Here is a 23,100-nt window from a genome sequence, read left to right as displayed (position 1 = left end):
CGTCTGCTCAACAATGGTGTCGTTAATCATGCTTTGTGCAGTAAATATCCGACTTCCAATCCGGTCGAATCGACACGAGAATCAGCAAACTCTTTGGCTCGAATGGCCAAGCCACATTCGGCGAAAATTCGCTCCCAAAAAGCCTGGGTTTCCAGCCGTTGGTTTGTAAAAGGATGCAGCAAATAGTACGGGTTGTAGTAGGCTTGGCCGAGACCATGCTGCATTACAGCGGGATTGTCGATTTGATTGTCAACTTCGATCACAATGAGATTGAGATCAGGAAATCGATTCACTAATTCCACCAAAAACCGCCTCATTTCTGATTCGCCACCTTGTCCCAGAATCTCGTGGAGTATGAATCCAAAGACGGCAAAATCTGGCTCGAATTCGAAGTCTGAACTTAAGAATTCGGCTGCAGGGCTGTGGACTATTTGCACGCGATCCTGGAGGCCATGACTTTTGATCAGCTCGGCGGCTTCTTCACAACTCTTAGCGCTCGGCTCGACCCCTACCGCCATCTCGATCTCAGGGAATGCCTTGCAGAACTCGACCAAGTAAAGGCCATTCCCACAGCCCATGTCCAGCAGACGGGAACAATCGCCTGGAACCATCTGCATCAGTCGCCGCGTTAACGGAATTGCATCGTAGTGGCTTATCCCACAACTGCCGCTTCCCACTTGGGCCAAATCCCGCGACGCGAAACCGGACCCGAGCTGTAGCTTGTCGCCTAGTTGCAAAAACGTTTCTGCGTACCCACCGACGAACATCGTGTACCACGGCCGAGACTCCGCCAGATCGTGCCCTTTTCTGGTAACGGTAAACACCCCGTCGTTTTCCTCGAGGACACCTTCATTCCGCAAGTACTTGAAGAATATTTCAACGCGAGACGCATCCAGGTTCTTACTGTTCGCAGCTTCCGCCGGTGACGCACTGCCGGCCGAAACCAATAGGTCGTAAAGTCCCGTCTCGAACAATTGATACAAATTGATCGCAAGCATGAAAAACCGCAGCGGCTGGATCGCATCAATCAGGCGAGACTCGAATCCGCTTGGCAAATCATCACATCCCGACACCGGGCCTGGTGTCGTGCTGCGAGAGGCCTCCGTCGTCGCTTCTGCACTACGAACGGCTTGACTTGTTAATGACACTAAAGCTTTCCCCTAAAAACGATGACAATGCACGTTGGATTTCAAAACAGATTAGCTGCTCAGACAGTCAGCGATTCTCTGCAAGCCAGGCTCGATCGTCTGACTTGGACCGGCAAAATTCAGGCGAAGGTAGCGAGGATCCGGCGATCCAAAATCATCGCCAGGAGCAACCGCGACGGCATATTCACGTGCCAGCTCCATTGCGATGCCCGCTGAAGATCGCCCGTACTCAGAGACATCCAATAGCCCATAGAGCCCACCTGCAGGAGACCCCAGTAATGTCAAGCCACACTCCTGTGCAGCAGTTGCAAACTGTTGCCACCGCTTGCGCAAGAATGACCTGTGTATCGAAATAAGATGACCCCAGTGAGGAAGCAGGTTTTCGACAACAGCCTGACTGATCGAACAGGTACTGAAACTTGTTGTTGCCTTCACGTCGACCACACGGCCTGTTTCGCTTTCCGGCGAAATCAGGTAGCCAACCCGATACCCTGCCAATGACAATGACTTGGAAAAACTATTCACGATCAAGTGCCGATTGGAATGCTGGATCGCGCTGGGGACGTCGTCGCCGGCTAGTCCCAATTGTTGATAGACTTCATCGAAGATGACGGGCACACCAAGTTCTGCGATCGCGGCCAACTCGGCGGACGTCAAGACTGCGCCATGTGGATTGCTGGGTGAATTAACGACAATCGCAGCCGTTCGAGACGTAATGTGGTTGGGTAGCTCAGATATGTCTAAACAGTTTCGACTGTTAACGGGTGCAAACCGGCAATTCACGCCATACATATGGGCCAAGCATCGAAACGGCGGGAAATGCGACTTTGCGAATATGACTTCGCAGCCTGGCTTCGTCAGCATTGCAAACGCAATCGTCAGCGCCTCGGTCGCGCCTGCGGTAATACAAATCCGCTCAGGATCTACCGCGTAGTCAAGTGTCTCGGCATAAAACCTGCTGATCGCTTTGCGCAAACCCGTTTCGCCACGTACGCAACCGTAACTCGTATGCTTTCCTAACGAAGTACACGAGAGCGAAACGTCAACATGATCAAATGGATTGAAGGATGATCCTGACTGACAAAAATTGATGGGAGAAAGATCGTCGCGGGTGTTGTTCCCCAATTCGACCATCACCCGGTCCATGGTGAGTTCCGGATAACTGCTGGTCTGCCAATGAGCAGGTGCAGCGGAGTCAAAGCGATAGCGTTGACGCTTGCTTTTATTTGCTACTAGCGAGGCCATTGGTTCTCCGCTTCGTTGATGTGACAATTGGATGTATTCGGGCCGAAGACGAGAATGCAATCGTCTGAATTTTTGCGATCTCTAAGCAATCAGACGTTTTGTTCGACACACCCATCAACAAGAACACCGAAGGGATACGAAACGTGACGGCCCAGTGAGAAAAAAGCCAAACTCGGCGACGACATTTTCTGGTTCGCTCGGCCAACACTTTGCAACAGTGGGCCTTCGCCCGCAGCAATTAGCCAACACACGGGAGGCAAGAAGAGAGCTCGTTTCCCATGATTATTTTGACCTGGGTTCGTCCGGCTCAGCCTCAAGATCAATCGCGGAGTGGACTTCCGCTTCAGCCTGGGAGGGCAAGGCCAAGAAATGGGGTCGGACGATGAGCGTAGCGCAGTTGCGACGAGTTAACCCTGGTGATCCGGAGGATCCTGAAATGGATGCTCTGCTGTGATCATTAGCTCCGTCTTGACTTCGCCAAGCAGATCGGCGTGCAGTTCTTGAAACTCGTGGCGTAGCTCGTCTACCTGCGACGCATGAATCGCGCCATCTGGATTGACGTAGGATATGATGAGGTAGCTTCGTCCGATTTTTGCGACCGCGACATCCAGAAGTTGAAACGGTCGATCTTCAAGGAGCTGTCGCGTACGAGACTCCACTTCGCTGCAAATCTCTGGCGCTGAAGCGCCGCCCGCCACCTCTGTTAGCGACCGAAGGAACATGCGGACCGGATCGCCGATAATCGCGATGCTCACGATCAAGACGATGATCGAATCCGATATCGGAACAAGAAACTGGAACATCGTGCCACGTAAGAACATTGCACCAAGCAAGCCGCTTCCGGCGGCTACGCTGATGATGCCATCGATAATAGCAGCCTTGCTCTCCATCATCAGCAACTCGCTAGTGCGCCCCGATCGATGCCAATCGTAGTAATGCAGCATCGAGAGGCCAAAGCAAAGTACCGTCATCAGAATCGTATAGATCAAAATTGGACCAAACACGAGTTCTTCCACGTGACCGCCAGTTGCATAAATTGCGATTCTTGAAATAGCACTGAAGATGGCCAGTGATGTGATCCCCAAGAGTATCAATGCCCGATACTTCACGTAGAGCGCCTCGTGAGCATCGTAGCCAAATGGGAAACGACGGTCCGCCGGTCGAATAACCGATGCACTGATCCGTGCCGCGACGATGGCAGACACGAAGTTCACAGCCGAATAAAGGCCGTCAACCAGCAACGCGTCGGAATGCGACGCGTACGCCGCCCCGACGCCCAACACAGCCATCAGCAGATTCGTCCACTTTCCGATGACAAATGATCGTTGCTCGATGGCTGAGCGGTCCGACCTAGAAGTTGGCATTGGCACGAAGTTCCATGAGAAAAGTTGTTTCTCACCGGCAAAACGACACGTGGCCCGGCGGAATCAAACTGGTGTCCAATTGAGTCAGCTGCAACTCAACAATAATGCGGGCACTAGATCGAGTGCAAATAAGTACTGGCTGGCGTGGGCTTCGGCATCGATGGCAGACGTGACCGCAGGATGATCGCGGTCATGCCAAGGCCAGCGAATCTCGGGGCGACATGCAAGCCTCTTGAGTAACAGGAAGCTGATCTGCCGCGGCGTTATTGCCGGCGGCAACTACAAGACTTCCGCCGCCCAAGCCTCGCGGATGAGCACAAGTCGCCGTTGAATCGCCCGACGCGTGCAGCCTAACTGCTCGGCGACTTCCTCATTCGTGAAGCCTTCGACCTTAAGCAACGCTAACAATCGAAGCTCCTTCGTTGGCAGCATCGCAAGCAGCGCTTGGCACTCTTCCTGCATCACCAAAGCGGCTTCGGGATCTGGCTGCGGTGTTGCGAGCGTACCGAGTACCTCATCGCTCTTCCTCCTGAACGCGCCACCTCTGCACAGGCGATTTTCGTCTCGAGCCATGCGACGGACCTTGTTGACCGTCACAACCGCAAGCAATCGCCACAATTCGTCTCGAGACGCGATGTCGTACCGGCCCTCCTGAATGGCAGTGCAAAGCGAATCAAATGAAGTAATAGCAACATCTTCTGCATCAAAGCTTCGCGTTGACCTGCGATCGACCTCCTGTTGCGCAAGACGCACCAGACGTTGTTGCAAGAACACCCACAATTGCTGAGCTGCCGACGCATCTCCACGTTGAAATTCGAGCGCATGACGAGTTACAGAAATATCAGACATCCAATCGCTTCCAATCATCGCCGGAACCTGCTGCTTTCCTAAGTTGGGAGTCTACAAATAGGCTCCAGCACTGTCTTTGCATTGCCAGGAGACCTAGCGAATACGTACTTGCCCGCTGGATATCAGGCGACTTTCTTCAGGATTCTTTCTGGGATGTAAATTGAGGTGGTTTGCTGCCAAAACATCCACAATGAACCCTCACCCTATTAAAACACTCATTCCGCATGAAACAGTGACGACACAAAGCACCGTTTTTTCAGAATACTCATCTTTTTGGCTCAAGTGACGAAAACAGCGTGTTCTCGGGCAATCCTCAACGTAACCAGTTCAAAATGCTGCCTGAGCGGCTTAGCTACTGGTCGCTTTCGACGTCAAACGAGGAGAGTCTAAGCCCACTGTTGCGAGAGCGAAAACAATAATGGCTCGGGGATGGCGTTAATGCCAATTTACCTGCCTCGGCTGCGGTACAGGCTGGGGTCCACCCGGGCGGCGACTGTGGGCACGTCAAGTTCGGTGCCAAGGAACTCCTGCAATTGTGTTGCCACGTCAGAGGGGGCGTTTTGACACAAGGAAAACGGCACGCTCATCACGGGGCACTTCAGTTGCTCAAGACCGGCCCGGACGCGGGTCAGTTGCTGGTAAAAGGCGCGCTTGAGCGCGGCCGGGTCTGTCGCGTCGGCCGATTGTTTGCTGCCGTTGTTCCGTCGCGCGAGCATCTTTTGCTGGGACAACACCACTTCGTCCAGCGAGCGATCCATCAGAATCACGCGGTATTGCTCGTCACGTTTCAGGTAAGGCAGCAACTGAGCCACGATTTTCACGGCCTTGCCGCGTGCGTCGGGTAGCCAGTCGTTGTTGGTGCGGAGCTGTGTAGCAGGCAGGTACTCGAAGTAGCCGCGCGGGTTATCTTCATCCGCTTCGCGTTGGCCGTCGGTCAGAATTTCCAGACCGGCTGCGTTCAGCATGTTCATCATCAGGGACGTGCCCGATCGCGGCAGCCCGGCAACGATGGTGATCACCTTTTCCGGCGGCGCTTTGACAGCGTGTTCGTTGATCGTGATCCGACTGAGCGGTTCAGCAATCGCTTCATCTGCGGCCTGCTGTCGCGGCGACTGCGTGGGCAGTGGGGCCAGTCGGCCCTGCTTGACGTCTTCGATGCGCGCCCGCGCGTCCGCTTCCTTACCGCGATGCACTTCCGCTTTAAGTGGGTTCATGAGCGGCCCCCCGTAGAGTTTTACCAAAGCGGCGTGGGCTTCGGGGAAATTGGGATTCTGCTGAATACCCAGCTCGAGTGATTCGACGGCTTGGTCATGAAGCCGTTTTCGAATCAGTGCAGCTGCCAGATAGTAGTGTCCCCACGGATTGTGATAACGATAGCTGAGAGAACTTCGCGCCGACGCTTCGGCTTCGTCCAGTCGGTCCTGCCTGAGCAGACACCGACACAGTCCCAGATGCGCGGCAGCGTGACGCGGATCGATAGCCAGTGCGTCCTGGAACCGCGCCGCCGCTTCATCGAACCGTTCCAGTTCCCGCAGACACTGGCCCATACGGACATAGACCTCAGGCCGCTGCTGGTCGAATTGCTCGGCTTCGGTGAAGCAGGCCAATGCGTCCTCGTGGTTCTGTTCGGCGAACAGAAGTGATCCTTCCAGCATCTTCGCGGCGTAAGGATTGAGTGTCGCCCGCGCCCGCAGGTCGCGGAATCTGCGAGATTGCTCGTCGCTCATGTCCTTTGCGTCGACGCCGTCTTCCTGCAACTGCTTGAGCAATTCTTCCAGCTCATTCTTGGCCGTTTCGGCGTACTTCTGTTTGCGTTCGATCAGGCTTTGTAGGGCCAACCGAGCGTCGGCGGTCTGCTCCAAAGCCAGATAGCATTGCATCAACTGCACGCCGAATCGGCTTTCTTCGGGCCAGCGCTGCCAGCACTCGTTCAGGATCGGGACGGCGTCCAGATGACGGTTACCGTCCATGAATGACCGGGCCAGATTGTAGCGCAGTTCGCGCGTGGTGTTCTCCACCACCTCGTCGACCTGTTCGCCGGGGTCTTCGATGTATCCCAAAGCCACAAGCTGCTGCAGAGCCGCGTGCGACTCGACGGGATCGGGCACATAATCGGCCGAGTGCATGCCGCATTCGCCAGGGACCTGATCCCACGACACGACGGGTTCGATGAACTTCGGCTCAGCGAAAACGTCGCTCAGTACGCGGCCGTCCATATCTTCACCGACAGGCAGGCCGAAGACACGCAGCGCCGTGGGAGTAATATCCAGCAGGCTAGCGCCGAGAATTTCACGATCTGTTGCGACGTCCGGTCCCGCCATCACGAAGATGCCAATCGGGCTATGTTCGGCGGCCGGTCCGGCAGGTTCATTGGGGATCTCGCGCGGGCGCAAGTGATCCGGATGGAACCCGTGATCCGAGATCACCATCACTGTCGTCTGCTCATCGACTTGGCTCAGCAGTGCAGCGAGCATCATGTCCTGAAACTGGTACGCTCCGGCGACCACTCCCTTATACAGCTCGAAATCCTGTTCGCTGATCGAGTCTTGCCGCGGCGGGTGGTACTTCATGAACCCGTGCGAAAAATGGTCGATGGCGTCGAAGTAGACGCCCATGAAATCCCAGGACTCGTTTTGAATCAGCGCCGTGGCCGCGGCGTTCACGCTGATACATTCGGCCAGCATTTTGCCGAGAACGCTTAGCCGTTTGTCTGATTCCTGATCCACGTCGGCGGCGTTGGGCACGAAGGGCAGAATGTGCTCAGGCATCAATTCACCAGGATGGAACCGCAGCTTCGCCAGTTCCTCGCGCAGCGACGGTGGGTGCACGGTGCCGGGCGACATGGGCCACGGCTTGTCGGGATCAGCGTCTGCAACCGTGTGGTAATGGTTGGAGACCATCACACCGTCGATGGGTTCTGCCGGGTGCGACGGCCACCAGCCTACGACGATCGATTGCAGGTCGTTCTGCTGAAGGATATTCCACAGTGCTTTGGTGCGCCGCGAGACATTGGTTACCGGCCGTACGCCTGGTCCATTCGGATCAGGCTCGCTGAATCCATGAATCCCGTGTTTGTACGGTCGCTTGCCCGTCGCGATGCTGGTCCACAGCATGGGCGAGAGCGGCGGATACAGCGTTTCCAGTGGCCCGGATACACCTCGCTGAATCAATCCGGCCAGCGCGGGCATTTTGCCCTCGGCGATCAGCGGGTTGATGACGTTCCAGTCCGCCGCATCCCAGCCGACTAGCAGCAAGCGACGAGAGTTCTGAGTTTTTTGGTCGGAGTGCGACACGGGATGCCTTTGAATTTACACCGCTAGAGGTAGCCCACTTTCTCGGAATGAGAAGTGAATTGTCCAACGACCTCCGTGTCGCTGAAGCAATCTCTAAGGTGCCGGTCAGTGCGATAGTGAAAACGCGGTGGATCGCGCATTGCCAAGCCACGGCGACGCCTCCGGCGCAAGATCGGAGGCGGACAAACCAACAGCCCCACAAAGTTGGGGACGTCGAAATCGATCGCCCTACGCAGTCTGCTCAGCAGCTGCTTGTACTGGCTTGCGTTTCCGGCGGAACATGGCCAGACCGCCAGCTCCCAAAGCCAAGATGGCCAGCGATGATGGTTCGGGAACTGCGGTGGCCCCAATCGTGATTGCCGTGTTCAACTGGTCTTCGTAGGCGTAATCAGTTAGCGAAAGAACTGTTCCATCGGCGTTGCCCTCGGCACGAACGTAGCCATAGTGAACCCCGCCGTCTCCGTTGAATTTGAACCCGATAAATCCGTCGAAATTGTCTGGAAGATCGCCGAGGCTGCCAAAAGCCAGTCCGGATCCAACGACATCGGCCGCCGCCAGCTCCGAGATGTCGTCTCTGAAACCAGCCGGGGGCGTCAAAACAGCCGACATGTATTTGGAACCGTAGCTCCACACGAACCGATTTAGCAACGCCAGATTCGCTTCCAGTCTGCCGACACCCGGGACACCAGTGATTTCAATGACAAAACTGCCAGCCTGACTCACCTGACCAAAGTCCCCGGTAATGATCGCGGCATCGGCGGTTCCTCCGTCCAGCACAAGTTCGGCTCCCCCCATGGCCGTAGCCAGACACAGGACTTTGGACAGTTTTCTTTGCTTATTGTGGTTCATGGAAAATTCAGATTATATGAAGAGTTGATACGGAGATTCAGGTGCGAAATTTTGATAGTGGGAGCTGATCAATCGTCCTACGCGGTCTGCTCGGCAGCTTGCGCCGGCTTGCGTTTCCGGCGGAACATGGCCAGACCGCCAGCTCCCAAAGCCAAGATGGCCAGCGACGATGGCTCGGGCACTGCGGTGGTCGACAATGTTCCGATGGTGAGGTTGTCAAAGCCAATGCCAACAGCCCCAAAAGGCGCGCCGGCAACCCATTCTCCAGTGGCTTCAAGCGACGCAATCGTGTTAATCGTGTCACCACCGTCGAAAATCATCCCAACGAAGCGATCCTGATGGGCGGGGACAGATACGCCGTGAGTGGAGCCATTCACGTCCATTAACCCAGCGAACAAGCCATCCGAATTGAATGCCGAACCTCTAAAATCGTAGCCGATTGCAACAAGATCTCCGGTAGGCGATCCGGTTAATCGCACTCTGGCTGTTCCTCCACCGCTAACTGAATCAGATAAGTCCTCTCCAATGACAGAGTATCCCCCGTTTGCCAGCGTAAACTCTGCACCACCGTTCGCATTGGAGATGGTAAACGGGGTGCCGGGATCAGCTGAGAAGCCTTCCGTGGTCAGTAAGATTCCGGCAGTCGTGGCGTCCGCCTCAAACGCTGTTCGGTCGGTATAGGTGATCACTGCCGCTGAACAAACATTTCCAGCCGCCATCAGCAGCAAACCTGTGATGCAAATCGTGGCGATTTTTTGAATGTTAAAAATGTTGGCCTGATTCACCTTATTAAAATTCCCGGTAATGATCCCGGCTTCGGCGGTTCCTCCGTCCAGCGCAAGTTCGGCGCCCCCCATGGCTGTGGCCAGACACAGGACTTTGGACAGTTTTTTTTGCTTGGTCGAACTTAACAATCGATTTTTCACGTTGGATATCAGCGTTCTGTAGTGGGAGGCCCCGCCGATTGGTGCGGCAGGCTTCCAGATGCGGGGATCATATTTAAATGGGGCGAACTCCCGCTGGAGAAACCCCTATTCCCTGGAACACTCTCTGGGTCGAAATTGCGACGCTTGAAGAAGATTTTTCTTTGAAAGTTTGATTTGGGGTCAAGCAGCGTGATTCACGGTGTAGCGAAAGTCGTCAAAAGAGTTTGTCGATTTAATCGACAAGCCAATTTTTGTGAGCCGATGGCGCTAGCCACGGGCCTCGAAGGTCTGCGTTATCACCACAAGGCCCGCGGCTAGCGCCGTCGGCTCAGTAAATCGACAAGCCCTCAAGACTTTCGGCGATTCACGATACGATCAAAACATCGCCGACTAGCGTTTGCCCGGCGTTGACGACGGTGCCATAAGATTTGGCTGACCACGACCGTCGTCGACTTGCCAAATTTTGATCTGATGCTGCAGATTGTGGGTCGCGATCCGCTTGCCGTCGGGACTGAAGATTACACGGGCATCCAAATTTGCTGTGCCTGCCGGGACGTTGCTGCCTGCTAGATTTAGTAACTGCGTTCCCGTCTCAGCGTCACAATAGTGAACGTGGCTGTCGTCCCCAACGACGGCGAGTCGCCGACCGTCCGGACTGAACCGAATGCAGCGTCCGTCGCGTGGTCCAGGGCGTTCGTAAACCGGTTGCCCCGTCGCTACGGCAAACACTCCAAAACTGCCGCCAGTGAAACCGACGACCGCCAGTCGGTCACAATCGGGAGAAAAGTCCATGAAGATGCCAGCGTGCTGTGCCGGTATCTCAATCGTTTTTACAAACTTCATGCCCACCCCGTCAGTGCCACTGTCACTGACGTCATTCAGGTGCCAAACACTGATCCCCGACTGGCAGGAAACAGCTAACAAACCGTCGCGAAACGCCAGGGACTCGACTCTGGCAGTCGAAGGAATTTCGGCTGCGAGTATCGACTCGAATCCGAGCGGATCAACACGGAATATCTTGACCCGATAGGACACCGAGCGATCATCGGCACGGTCTGTTTCGGAATGTCCGGCCACGGCGAGCATCCGACTGTCTTCATTCCAGACAACGCTGGTGATGATTGGAATGCCAAGTTCTATCTGAGCCAGCTCGTGCCAATTCTGCGTTGACCACACTCCGATTTTTCCTGAACGGGCCTCTGTAATCCCGTCAGTAATTTGCTCTTCTTTGTACGGTGCGGCCAGGAGCATGCCGTTATGCGAAAAAGCGAAATCCGTGCGAGGCCAGACTTCGCTTTGGGTGGTTGGCAATTCCTGCATCAAAGGTTGCTCGCCAGAGATCGGAATCGCGGAGGCCGATGGCCGGCCCCTCCTTTTCGGACCAGCGCAAACAACCGTATGCGAATCATCTCGAAAGGCAATCGCAGAAATGTCTTCAACCTGCGTGTCCAGAGTGCTGGAACTACGCAGTGATCCCATGCTCCATTTCTTGACGCTTCCATCCAAACTGCTGGTCACAAACCATTGCCCATCGTGACTGAACGCCGCATCAGATATTTCGGACTCGTGTCCTAGGAACCCGATTGGCTGCTGCGATGGATCCGCCAGTGGACTGATCGCCAACGCACCTGCCCGACTGCCGGTCAACACCCACTGCCCATCCGGGCTGACGGATCCCCAGGAAATGCCAACGGAGGAGATATCGGTGTGTTCGCTCCAGTTTGAATTCGCGAAAACTCTGACCGCGTTTTCCGTCACGGTCGTGAACACGCTGCGATCAGCACTGCAGCGAAGTCGAAAAAAACGGTCGGCATGTTCGTCCGTGGACAGAGCGTCTCCCGTCATTTGGTCGTAGACGTGAAATACCCCGTCAACGTGCGTCACGATCCGACCGCCTTGACCAAAAAGAGCCTCGCGACCCTTGACCGACTTGCCCTTCCAAATCGGCTGAAGCGTTCGCGTATCGTACAGCTCAATCGGGCCGGGCGTGGTCAGGATTTGTTCGCCACTGGCACTAAACGCAACGGTTGGCGGATAATTGAACCCAGTGTAGCCGTCGACGTTTTGTTTGTTGAACTTGCCAGGTAGTTCAACGGACCGTTTCTTCTGCCCGGTCGACGCGTCCCAAAGCGTCAATGTTCCACGCGTGTCCTCCCGATAAAGCACATGCCCGATGGTTGCAATCAAGGTTCCATCGGGACTGTACGCCAAACTGTTGAGATTGCACTGGGGGTCGCTCATTTTATAAAGAGCTTTCCCTGTCACCGCGTCCCACACGACAACTTGGCTCGCAAGACCACTGACAGTTTCACCAAAGGCGGCCGCGATCTGTGTGTCATCCGGATGGATCGCGACGTCCCAAGCGAACCGTAGATCCGCCGAAAGCGTCAGGACCGAAGTGTTCGTATTTTGATTCAGGTAATCCCATTCCCAACCACGTTGGTCGTTGGCTGCCTCGTCATCAGGATCGGGAACCCAATCATTCAACAGGCGTTTCAACTCATACGCATTGCCCTCTTCCAAGTACTTTTGAGCCAACATCATGGAACTGCCATAACGTGCAACTTCGCTGGCCTCTTTCGCTTGCTCCGCTGCGATCGCAGCGATTCTGGATTCGCGCTGAGCCACTGCGGCAAATTCACGCTGTGATTCAGCATTGCCTCGCGCCGTTTCGGCACGTCGCCACAAGACAGTCATCGTTGGCAATCCAATCGACAGGAACAATAGGATTAACGCCAGCAGTGAGGCAACCGCCGGATTTCGTTTGCTCCATTTCCAAATCCTTTCGACTGGCAAAGCCGGGCGAGCAAGAATCGGCTCGCCGTTGAGGTAACGCCTGAGATCATTGGCAAGCAGACCGGCGGTTTGATAACGCGAATCAGGTTCCAGAGACATCGCTTTGGTGACGACGGTTTGCAGATCCAACGGAATCTGCCCACTAGATGACTGTTTGTTCAACGAAAGAAGTGTCGCGTCAGGTTCGCCGCGTTTGATTCGGTCAATCAGTTGCCCTTGCTCCGACGCACCAAAGGCGGGACGCAACGCCAACGCTTCGTACAATGTCGCCCCCAAGGAGTAAACATCGGCCCGTTCGTCCCACTGGCCATCGAAAGTCTCCGGTGGCAAATAACGTAACGTTCCGATGATGCTGCCAGCGACGGTGGCGTCGGAGTCTTCGTTGTTCAATTTCGCGAGTCCGAAATCGCTGACACAGGCATTGCCTTTGTCGTCAATCAGCAAATTTGCAGGCTTGATGTCGCGATGTAAAACACCTTGCTGGTGAGCGTGATCAAGAGCTTCGGCGACCTGCAATCCGATTCTTGCGACAAACCTGTGGCCACTAAAACCAGTCAATTCGTGACCGGACGATTCGTCGGTGGCGGGTTGCGTTGCCTCCTGAATGATTTCGTTCAGACCACGACCATCGACCAACTGCATGGCAATGTACGGGATACCGTTATCAACACCCGAGCCAAACACTTCCACGATGTTGGTGTGGTGCAGCATCGCGACTGCGCGAGCTTCACGCTCAAAACGGGTCACCAAGCTCATGCGGTTGGCTTGTGTCAGAGTTTTGATCGCGACGCGACGTCCCAAGCTCTCCTGGACGGCCTCGTAAACAACACCCATCCCACCCTGACCGATTTGTCGCAGAAGACGAAAGTCACCGATTTGCTTAAGGTCTTGACGCGGGACAACTTCGTCGATGCCCATCGCAAGGTTTGCCCAGATGGCAAAGCCGATTTCCACTTGCGTTTTCCATTCTGGAAGTTGCTGGTGGTATTCCTGTAGCTTGGGAGGATCATTTTCGCGGTCACGCAGTTCGCAGTCGATCGGGATCAACTCAGTGACCAAGTTGCCGCAGATCGCTGGTTCGACGTTTCGGATAAATTGGTCGATTCTCGTCTGGCCGTCCGGTCGCCAATTGCGTTCGAACTCCGTGCACAGTCGTTCGATTGCGATTATTTGCTGATCATGCGCGCCGGCGGTAGCGTGAAGAAACTGTTCGGCGCTACTGACCATCGTCTTCCATTCAAATCTCGCGGATCATTGCAAGCCATCATTGTATCGAACGACGTATGCATCCGGGTTTGATGGCGATTTCTTTGTTCCTGTGACCTTCCATTTTCAGTAAGGCGAGATGCCAGGAAGAAAACGTCGTCGCAAGTGCCAGTTGACCCACGAAAAGCTAAGTGAAAGCCAGTCGGTGAATTATATACAGGCGAACAGATGCCTGCCAATCGCACAGCATCTGTTGGATGCCGCACGAGAACACGGATTTGCAATTTCAGGGAATGGTGCGTCACATCCGGGCCCCCAAAAAGCTCTTCTATAACAAGCCGCGGAAAACCGTCTGGATGCTTGCTGCGAGTAGGCCGCGCTCGCCGAGTACGCACCGACGTGCTGTGAGTAGCTCCCAATCAGCATGCCCACGCGAGTTGGCGAACAAAAGGTGCCGCTCGTGTATCCCTGAAAGAAGAGGGCAGTTTGCATCGGAGTTTTGATCGCGACACAACGTGTGAAGCTCTGTTGGACAGCCTCGTAAACCACGTCCATCTCACCCTGATCTAAATGGCGAATTCGGCGGGCTTGCCGCTCCTTTCAACTTCCAATTTCCTAGCACTAAAGTAGAAACCCGACGAACCCCGAAGTAACGGGGCTCATCGACTGGCCAAATTGCTTGAAGACGCAATCACCGTCGAAAGCGAACTGGGCAGCGGAAGCACATTCACGGTGCAAGTTGCGGTGGGTGATCTGTCCAACGTCGCGGTGATTTGAACGAAAGCCGAAACGCCGGCATGGACGCCGAAGTCTTGGTGCTGTTCCGATTCTGAACCGCGCGGCCCCGACAACGCCCGACGTTGGTAACGTGCGGGCGTTTTGTCGTGAGTGCGGAAACTGCTACTAAGCCAAACCAAACGCACCACACTGGCCGACAGCGGGCCAGGTCTTTATTCAGACCCAGCAATCCACCAACGAGGAACTCAGCCATGACGACACCACTCAAGTCAGGCGGCCGTATTCGGCTGATCTCGATGACCGACGATCCCGCCCCAATTCCTGCCGGCATTACCGGGACAGTAAAGCGGCTGGACGCAAGTCGATGTCGAATGGGACAACGGCCGGTCGCTGATGCTGTCCATTCCACCCGATATGGTCGAACGCACCGAACCGCCGAAAAATACTCCGAGCTGTTAACCCGAGCATGATTTCTATCGTCTGGTTCGCAGGGGCCGAAGCAAACGGCGAATGGCCGAAGCGTACGCATTCGCGAAGGTCTTTCAAGAAAACTCCAGTCGAGCGCTTGCTGTGAAACAAAGCGGTCATCTATTTCGCGTCCTTATCTCCGAAAATCCACTTCACCACTTCCGGTGTTAGATTTCTCTTGATCTGAATCTTGTGTTCGCCATCGGGATTGATGGTGAAACGGACTTCTGCTCCATTGTCCCGTGCCAATTTCACAAAGTTTTCGCCACGTTCCAACGCAACCCGTTGATCGTCCTTGTTGTGAAAAACCCAGATCGGCAGACCTTTCAGCGTATGGTCGTCCGGGACAGTACCTCGGAAGCCGCCTTCGATCACAATCACTGATTTGATCAAGTCACCTTTGTTCACCGCGGTGCTGGTAACAGACCCGCTGCCCGCACTGTACCCAATGATCGTGATCTGTTGCGGATCGACATCGTAGTTCGCCACGACGTTGGCGATAAATTGCTGGAGGCCATCTGCGGAGAGACTTCCGCTCTTCTTTCCGCTTTTGAGTGTGAAAAAATAGTCGGAATCACCGTTCTGAGAGAGTATCGTCCCCCAGTTTGGCCATCGAACGTCCAACGTGGAGGGTGCAGTCGGCTGAGTAGCATCGGTTTTCATTTAGTTTAAGGCTTATTCGCTTGCGTTTGTTTGAGTTATCGGTGGTAACTCGGTTTGCGACGAAATTAAGCGATGCCAGATGCGACTCCAGATTCCGCTTCGGTTCGCTGTCCGCAGATCGACGATGAACTGTCCCGTTACGCGATGCCAACGCATGGCCCCCAAAGATTTCGCTTCATCTGGCCGGGCTAGCCCGGCCAGATGAAGCCCTGGTTTTCTCAATGAAGGTGGTACAGATTTGGGTAGCAGCTCAGAAGTGACCTGCTCCCCTTTTCTGATTCACGGGCAGTGAGAAAATCAGGTTCTTGCCGATGTGACAGGTCAATGGTTATCGAGCAACACGTAGCAGAGAATCTTCAATGAACATGCGTTCGCAACGCATTGGCACAAATGTTGCTTTCCTGCAACGCAATGGCACCCGCAACACTTCACCGAAAACTAATATCACTAATCGAGAGAGATCTGCATGAAAGCCATCGGATACACGCAAGCCGGCCCAATCGACGCCGCTGATTCGCTCGTCCAATTTGAAACAGAAACCCCCGAACTGCGACCGCATGATCTACTGGTCCAAGTGCGGGGAATCTCGGTCAATCCCGTGGACGTCAAAGTCCGTGAGAATCAACAACCTGACAGCGGTAAAAAAATCATCGGCTTTGACGCCGCTGGCGTAGTTCAAGAAACCGGAAGCGACGTCAGCAAATTCAAAGTCGGCGACGATGTCTTTTGCGCTGGCGACATCACACGGCCGGGCACGAACTCCGAACTGCATGCGGTCGACGAACGAATTGTTGGCAAAAAGCCCAAGTCACTCGGTTTCGCAGAAGCCGCCGGGTTCCCGCTGACTTCGATCACGGCGTGGGAACTCCTCTTCGATTCGCTCGCAATCAAGCAAGGCGAAGGCAGCGGCGAAAGCTTGCTAGTGATCGGCGGCGCAGGCGGAGTCGGGTCGATCCTGATTCAGCTTGCCAAGAAACTGACGGGCCTGACAGTCATCGCCACTGCGTCGCGTCCAGAAACGATCGCGTGGGTGCAGAAGATGGGTGCCGACTACGTCATCAACCATCGTGAGTCTCTCGTCGATCAATTGAAGACACTGGAACTTGAGCCTCGCTACGTTGCTTCGCTAACAGGCACCGACGGGCACTTCCCCGCCATCATCGAACTCATCAAACCGCGTGGACACGTCGCGTTCATCGACGACCCGGAAACGCTGGACATCAAATCAGGAAAACTCAAAGCGTTGAGTTTCAGTTGGGAGTTCATGTTTGCGCGTTCGATGTTCCAGACCGATGACATTGAAAAACAACACGATCTATTGAATCGCGTGTCAGAGTTAATCGACGATGGCACGCTGATTTCCACCGTGAATAACAACCTCGGAAAGATCAGCGTCGACACACTCAAAAACGCCCACGCCGAGCAAGAGAGTACTCGTGCGATCGGCAAGAACGTTCTCGAAGGATGGAATTAGCAATGATCACTGTTGCAGTGACTGCCGCCAGCGGAAACCTGGGTTCAGAGATTGCCCGAGCCCTCATCGAGATCGTTGGCAAGGCAAACGTAATCGGGCTTGCCCGCACACCCTCCAAAGCTGAATCGCTTGGTATCGAAGTTCGGCCCGGCGACTATGGATCTCGGACTGACCTGGAAAAGTCGCTTCGCGGTGTCGATACCGTGCTGCTGGTTTCCGGCATGGACGCGCCCGACAAGCGGATTGGTCAGCATCGCAATGTGATCGAAGCAGCCAAGCAAGCTGGCGTGAGTAAGATCGTTTACACGAGTATCCAAGGAGCGGAAGAAGGCACAGCGTTCTCGCCAATTGTTCAAAGCAATCGCCAAACCGAAGGAGACGTTCGCAACAGCGGTCTCGAGTGGGGAATCGGACGCAACGGAATCTACATCGAACCCGACGTCGAGTACATCGAAACGTACAAACAGCAAGGCGAGATTGCCAACTGTGCCGGCGATGCGTTGTGCGGGTACACGACACGTGACGAGTTGGCTTTCGCGTACGCACAGATGCTGACGCAGCCAAAACACAACTCTCAAACGTACAACCTTCACGGAGAAGCCATCACACAACAGCAACTGGCCGACTATCTGAACGCCGCATTCGGCACCGATCTTCAATACCGCGAAATGCCTGTTGAAGAGTATCGTGAAGACCGTGTCGCCGAACTTGGCGGATTTCTCGGCAACGTGATCGCCGGCATCTACGAAGGAATCCGCAATGGCGCGTCCAACAATGAAAGCCAATTCTTGAAAGCCGCCGGACGTCCGCACCAAAGCTGGGACGTGTTCTTTGGGAAAATCGCAGATCAAAGTGCCTAACGCTTGGTCTCGATTCGATGCTAGGGGGTTATCCCTAGTGGACGGTACTTCGATTCCCTGAAGATCTGAGGTACGAGGACACGATCGGCGTTGTGCCAACGCTGGGCGTGACGTTTACGTTTCAGCACGAACCGGTCAAGGTGAATAGCAAGCGTTCGACAATATCGACAGTCCCTTTCTTTGGTATGGCCCCGTGCAAAGATGCAACGCGACCGGTGGGCCAATGGAATCGTGGGCGCGTGGTGTGTAAGGGAACGGTGATTCAGCACTGGCTTAACGACCGGAAGGTTCTGGACTTTAACTACACCGATCCGAAAAGGACCGGAATGAGTAAACTGTTGACGATCCGCGGCGGTGATCTCACCGGTCGCGGTGGCCAGTTGTGGTTACAGGATCACGGACAACCAGTTTGGTATCGCAATCTGCGTTGGCGAGAGATTCCAACCGCAGAACAACTCAGGCCATCACCAGACTTCAAACCGATGTCAATTCCCCCCCGCGGCGCTGGCAAAAGAACAACAACGAATACAAAAAATGTTAGAGCAGGCACACAAAACAATGATCCGTAATCGTCAATTGCTGTTCCCTCTGTTGTTCTTGGTGATGGGGTTTCAGTACGCAACCGCGCAGGAACCGGGGCATACATTGCTTTGGGACAGCACCGTTCCGTTGCCTGAATCCGGTGAGTTGCCGGTCATTCGGGATGCTGAGTTCCATGTCATCAAGAAGTGGAATAAAGCTGCCGATGGCTATACCTTCCTTCACGGGGTTGGCCTCGCCTGGCACAAGAACAAACTCTACGCCTCGTTCGGTCACAACCAAGGAGCCGAAAACACGGTCTCCGAAGAGGCTCATTTCCGGGTCAGCGAAGATCATGGGAAGTCGTGGGGCCCGCTTCGCAAAATTGATGCTGGAGACGAGGAAAACCTCGCCGTTAGCCATGGAGTTTTCCTTTCCCATGAAGGTCGACTTTGGGCGTTTCAAGGAAGCTACTATGGCCGAATGAAAGACATCCATACGCGTACCTACCTACTCGACGAACACACGAACGAATGGAGAAAGCTTGGCGTCGTTTTGAAGGATGGCTTTTGGCCGATGAATCAACCGGTGAGAATGGCCGACGGGAACTGGATCATGCCGGGCTTCGCTGCTGGGCCGTATTCAAATGACCATGTTTTTCCGGCCGCCGTCGCGATCAGTCACGGTGACGACTTCACGAAGTGGGATTTTGAGAAGATCCCGGTCGCAGAAGGCATCAAGCGAATGTGGGGTGAGTCCTCGATCATCGCCAGCGGGAAAACGATCCACAGCATCGCAAGGTATGGCGGTGACGCAGTGGCACTTGTCGCGGTGAGCCAGGACTCTGGTCGTACTTGGTCTCCATCATCGGTCAGCAATCTTCCGATGACGACGTCGAAGCCTGCCTCCGGTGTCCTTAGCACTGGCGAGCGTTTTCTGGTTTGCACGACTGCAAAAAACAATGGCGGCAAGCGGACGCCGTTGACAATCGCATTGTCGAAACCTGGCGAGAGCCGCTTCAGCAGAGTTTTCGTGATTCGACGATCGTTTCACGGAAGGGGCCCTGGGGAATCGGCTCGGCAATTGAGTCTGTCCTACGCTTGCGCTACCGAGCATGATGGCAAACTCTACGTCGGCTACTCAAACAACGGCGGCCGTCGCGGCAACCTCAATAGCGCAGAACTGGCTGTGATTCCAATCAAGTCACTCAGGAACAATAGCCAGTGAATTCCTTTCGACAACTTTTTTGTTATTCCCAAGTCCTTCATAGGGGTTCTGAGATGATACCGTTTGTGCGGCGCTGCAGCTTCGCTCTGATCACGCTGGTGATCGTCAGCTCCACGATGGCTGATGCAACGTCGGCGAAACGTCCCAATGTGATCGTCGTGATAACCGATGACCAAGGGTACGGCGAATTTTCAGCTCACGGCAATCCAATCCTGCAAACGCCAAATCTGGATCGTTTGGCTTCGCAAAGTGTCCGGTTGACGGATTTCCACGTCGCACCGATGTGTACTCCGACACGCGGTCAGTTGATGACGGGCGTCGATGCGTTTCGCAACGGGGCCATGAACGTTAGCAGCGGTCGCACATTGTTACGCCGTGAACTTCCGACGTTGGGCAACGTGTTTGCAGACGCCGGATATCGCACCGGCTTGTTCGGCAAGTGGCATCTCGGCGACACGTATCCCTATCGACCTCAGGATCGTGGATTTCGTGAAACGCTCTGGTTTCCCTCGTCGCATATCGGCTCTGTTCCCGACCAGTGGCAGAACGACTACTTCGATGACACCTACATTCACAACGGAAAGCAACAAGCTTACTCCGGTTACACAACGGATGTGTTGTTTGACGAAGCCATGTCGTGGATGCACGACGAAGCAGAGGCCGAACGTCCGTTCCTGTGTTACCTCGCTACAGCGGCAGCTCATCAGCCTCACTATGTTCCCCAAAAGTACATCGCAGAGATTCGTGAATCACTTCGTGCGGCTGCAAGCGACTTGCCGAATCGCGACTTGCCGGACCTTGCCCCGGAAGTCGAAGAACAGTTGATTCGTTTTCTTGCCATGTGTGTCAACATCGATGAAAACGTCGGGCGGCTGGAAACGTTTCTGACCCAACATCAGCTGCGTGAAAACACGGTGGTGGTGTTTCTGACGGACAACGGCAGCACTTTTGGTCCCCGGTATTTCAATGCGAACATGAAGGGCGGCAAGACGACGCTGTGGGAAGGCGGCCATCGCGTCCCCTGCTTCATTCGATGGCCCGCAGGTGGCTTGCAATCACCGCAAGACGTAACCGGTTTGACGCAGGTCCAGGATCTGCTGCCGACGTTGGTGGATCTGCTTGGGCTCCCAGCGTCCTCCGTCGGTCACTGCGATGGAATCAGTCTGGCTCCGATCCTGTGTGGTGATACGGAGGTGCCGACGGAGCGGATGCTGGTCATCAACTACAGCCGAATGCCATTCAAAACGATGCGGACAACACCGATGAATCCTGCCGTTCCGCGCCGCGAGAGAGCGGCTGTGCTTTGGAAGAGTTGGCGACTACTCGAAGACAAAGCGTTGTATGATTTGAATTCGGACCCGTTGCAGCAGGACAACGTGATCGATCGCCACCCGGCCGTCGTCGCCGCGATGCGTTCGCACTTGAATGATTGGTGGGACGGAGTGAAGCTGCCCGCTCGCGAGTTCCAGCCTTCGGTGATCGGCCACAAGGCACAGAATCCGGTCGAACTGACCGCTTGTGAATGGGCCGATGTCTTCGTGGACCAACAAAGCCAGGTCCGCCGTGGAGTCCGCAAAAACGGGCTTTGGCATATCGAAGTGGCGGAAGCCGGAAAGTACGCGTTCACCCTGAGTCGCTGGCCGCAGAATTCCGGGTTACGACTTCGCGACCGAGTCGGCGAAACGAAGGTCACCGATGGCATGCTGACGGCTGGCCCCGCGTGGCCGGTAACATCGGCAGCTATTCGCGTCGGCGATATCGAGCAAAGGACCGAAGTCAATGCCGACGCGTCGTCGGCTCGTTTCGAGCTCTCGCTGCCAGTAGGTCGAACCACGATGCAAACTTGGTTCCATGACAGCGAAGAAACACCGATTTCGGGTGCCTATTATGTGAACGTCCAGCGTCTGAACCCGGCTGCGCCCGTAAAGCTAATTTTGGACACCGACATGTCCGGTGACTGCGACGATGTCGGCGCACTGGCGCTATTGCACGCGTTGGCCGATCGTGGCGAATGTGAACTATTGGCGACGCTTTTAAACCGCAGGGATCTGACCAATGCGTCTGCGGCGGCCACCGACGCGATCAACACCTGGTACGGACGTCCGGACATTCCGATTGGAACCGACAAAACAAGTCCAATCGCTCTGCAACGCACCAGTTCCTATACAAGGGCATTGCGAGACGGATTTCCGAATGACATTGGACCGGACGACAAAGCTCCGGATGCGTTGGACGTTTATCGACACGTCCTGGCCGATCAACCCGATCACAGCGTCACGATCTGCAGCATCGGCGCATTTTCCAATTTGGCCGAACTCTGCCGTCACGATTCGGAGCTTGTTCGCAGGAAAGTCCGTCGGTTGGTGGTCATGGGCGGTGCATTTCCGCAGTCAAACAAACCCGAGACCAACGTCGCGACTCATGTAGCAGCAGCTCGATTCGTCGCAGACCAATGGCCTGGCAAAATGGTCTGGCATGGATTCGAGGTCGGCAATGTCCTGATCACCGGTGCGCAGCTCAAGCAGATGCCCAACGACAACCCGATTCGCAAAGCCTACGAACTGAGACCGTACGCAGGTCGTCGGGCAATCGATCAGGGGCAGCCAAGTTATGATCAGGCGGCTGCGTTGTTTGCCGCGCACGACGCTGAACCAGCATTTTGGAAAACAGTTGCAGGCGGACACGTTCGAGTCGACCAAGACGGCCAAACCAGATGGCATGCCAATGAAGCCGGCAAACACTCCTACGTTGAACTCATCAGTCCCCCAAAGAAATTGGCTGCCGTGATTGAATCGCTGATGACAGCGTCTCCGAAGCTCCAGGCAATCGCAGATCAACCGTAGAGCTGATCCGACGTATCGAATCATCCAACGATCCCGCTTTAATGGTCGCAATTGCAAAAACGTCCCAGGCGTCATTCGTGTCGCGTTTCGTCGTTAAGCGTTTGACGATGGGACTTGAGCATATCGGGTGAGCGGTGTGCGGATTTGGGCAGCGGAGAGGGATTGAACCACTGTCCTGATCGACGCGGCCAAGCGGGTTCGACGTGCGGTGGCAGTCAGCCCCGAAACGATCACGGTGCTGCGAACCGTCCACGAAGAAGTCTGCTGGGCGTTTGATCGGGCCCTCGACGCCCTGCGCGATTACCATCAGACAGCTGCGATGGACACCGTGAAAAGCAAAGACCAAGTCAACCTCTTGGCCGAAGCCGCCACGACGCACCTCTCCAAACGACTGGTCGCGTTCGAGCCCATCGGCTTGCAGCGTTCAAACTGGAAACGAACGTGATCGAGAACCTTCAGCGTATCAATATGCTTACCCGACGGATCGGCAAGGTCCTGCAAACGAACGACCAAGACGCGAAACATTTCGAGCAGTCGCCACCAGAAAACCACTGACGCGAGTTCGATGGCGGCAACAAAGACCTACGGCCATCGCGAACCAGTCGACTAGCAAACGTCGCTGCACCCTGGGC

The 23,100-nt window shown here is 55.0% G+C and carries 15 protein-coding genes; 6 read left to right on the top strand and 9 right to left on the bottom strand.

From position 1 onward, the window contains the following. Positions 1–26: 26 nt before the first annotated feature. From K239x_RS23140 to K239x_RS23100, 9 genes are all read right to left on the bottom strand, one after another. Positions 27–1,148: a 2-ketoarginine methyltransferase gene (locus K239x_RS23140; RefSeq protein WP_419189308.1), complete on the bottom strand. Its 1,122-nt coding sequence runs from the start codon at positions 1,146–1,148 to the stop codon at positions 27–29. Between the two features lie 51 nt (positions 1,149–1,199). Further along, complete coding sequence (locus K239x_RS23135; protein ID WP_145420716.1) at positions 1,200–2,393, bottom strand: pyridoxal phosphate-dependent aminotransferase; 1,194 nt, start codon at positions 2,391–2,393, stop codon at positions 1,200–1,202. Positions 2,394–2,800: 407 nt separating this feature from the next. Next, entirely contained in the window at positions 2,801–3,757 is a 957-nt protein-coding gene (locus K239x_RS23130; RefSeq protein WP_145420715.1) for a cation efflux transmembrane domain-containing protein, read from the bottom strand. A gap of 279 nt (positions 3,758–4,036) precedes the next feature. Then, a complete protein-coding gene (locus K239x_RS23125; protein ID WP_419189307.1) occupies positions 4,037–4,606 on the bottom strand; it encodes a sigma-70 family RNA polymerase sigma factor in 570 nt (189 codons plus the stop codon). 446 nt (positions 4,607–5,052) lie between these two features. After that, positions 5,053–7,899, bottom strand: a complete 2,847-nt coding sequence (locus K239x_RS23120) for an alkaline phosphatase family protein (protein WP_419189306.1) — start codon at positions 7,897–7,899, stop codon at positions 5,053–5,055. A 228-nt stretch (positions 7,900–8,127) separates the two neighbouring features. Then, complete coding sequence (locus tag K239x_RS23115; RefSeq protein ID WP_145420713.1) at positions 8,128–8,748, bottom strand: PEP-CTERM sorting domain-containing protein; 621 nt, start codon at positions 8,746–8,748, stop codon at positions 8,128–8,130. A gap of 77 nt (positions 8,749–8,825) precedes the next feature. Then, a complete protein-coding gene (locus K239x_RS23110; RefSeq protein WP_419189305.1) occupies positions 8,826–9,674 on the bottom strand; it encodes a PEP-CTERM sorting domain-containing protein in 849 nt (282 codons plus the stop codon). 390 nt (positions 9,675–10,064) lie between these two features. After that, positions 10,065–13,697, bottom strand: a complete 3,633-nt coding sequence (locus tag K239x_RS23105; protein WP_145420712.1) for a WD40 repeat domain-containing serine/threonine protein kinase — start codon at positions 13,695–13,697, stop codon at positions 10,065–10,067. A gap of 1,305 nt (positions 13,698–15,002) precedes the next feature. Further along, positions 15,003–15,545, bottom strand: coding sequence for a dienelactone hydrolase family protein (locus tag K239x_RS23100; protein ID WP_145420711.1), 543 nt, complete (start codon positions 15,543–15,545; stop codon positions 15,003–15,005). Between the two features lie 466 nt (positions 15,546–16,011). On the opposite strand from K239x_RS23100, the gene K239x_RS23095 reads away from it, so the two are divergent. From K239x_RS23095 to K239x_RS23070, 6 genes are all read left to right on the top strand, one after another. Continuing rightward, positions 16,012–17,019 (top strand): zinc-binding alcohol dehydrogenase family protein, encoded by a 1,008-nt coding sequence (locus tag K239x_RS23095; RefSeq protein WP_145420710.1) that lies wholly within the window; start codon positions 16,012–16,014, stop codon positions 17,017–17,019. A 2-nt stretch (positions 17,020–17,021) separates the two neighbouring features. Next, a complete protein-coding gene (locus K239x_RS23090; protein WP_145420709.1) occupies positions 17,022–17,879 on the top strand; it encodes an SDR family oxidoreductase in 858 nt (285 codons plus the stop codon). Positions 17,880–18,064: 185 nt separating this feature from the next. After that, positions 18,065–18,448 carry a 3-keto-disaccharide hydrolase gene (locus K239x_RS23085; protein ID WP_419190111.1) on the top strand — a complete coding sequence of 128 codons (384 nt, stop codon included), beginning with the start codon at positions 18,065–18,067 and terminating at the stop codon, positions 18,446–18,448. Continuing rightward, positions 18,438–19,625, top strand: a complete 1,188-nt coding sequence (locus tag K239x_RS23080; protein WP_419189304.1) for an exo-alpha-sialidase — start codon at positions 18,438–18,440, stop codon at positions 19,623–19,625. The genes K239x_RS23085 and K239x_RS23080 overlap by 11 nt, the downstream gene beginning before the upstream one ends. A 53-nt stretch (positions 19,626–19,678) precedes the next feature. Then, entirely contained in the window at positions 19,679–22,468 is a 2,790-nt protein-coding gene (locus K239x_RS23075; RefSeq protein ID WP_419189303.1) for a sulfatase-like hydrolase/transferase, read from the top strand. A 208-nt stretch (positions 22,469–22,676) separates the two neighbouring features. After that, complete coding sequence (locus tag K239x_RS23070; RefSeq protein WP_145420707.1) at positions 22,677–22,913, top strand: hypothetical protein; 237 nt, start codon at positions 22,677–22,679, stop codon at positions 22,911–22,913. The last annotated feature ends 187 nt before the right edge of the window (positions 22,914–23,100 follow it).

Source organism: Stieleria marina, from assembly GCA_007741555.1.
Lineage (GTDB): Bacteria > Planctomycetota > Planctomycetia > Pirellulales > Pirellulaceae > K23-9.
The sequence above is the reverse complement of the archived record's forward strand: the minus strand, read 5'-3'. Positions and strand labels throughout refer to the sequence as shown.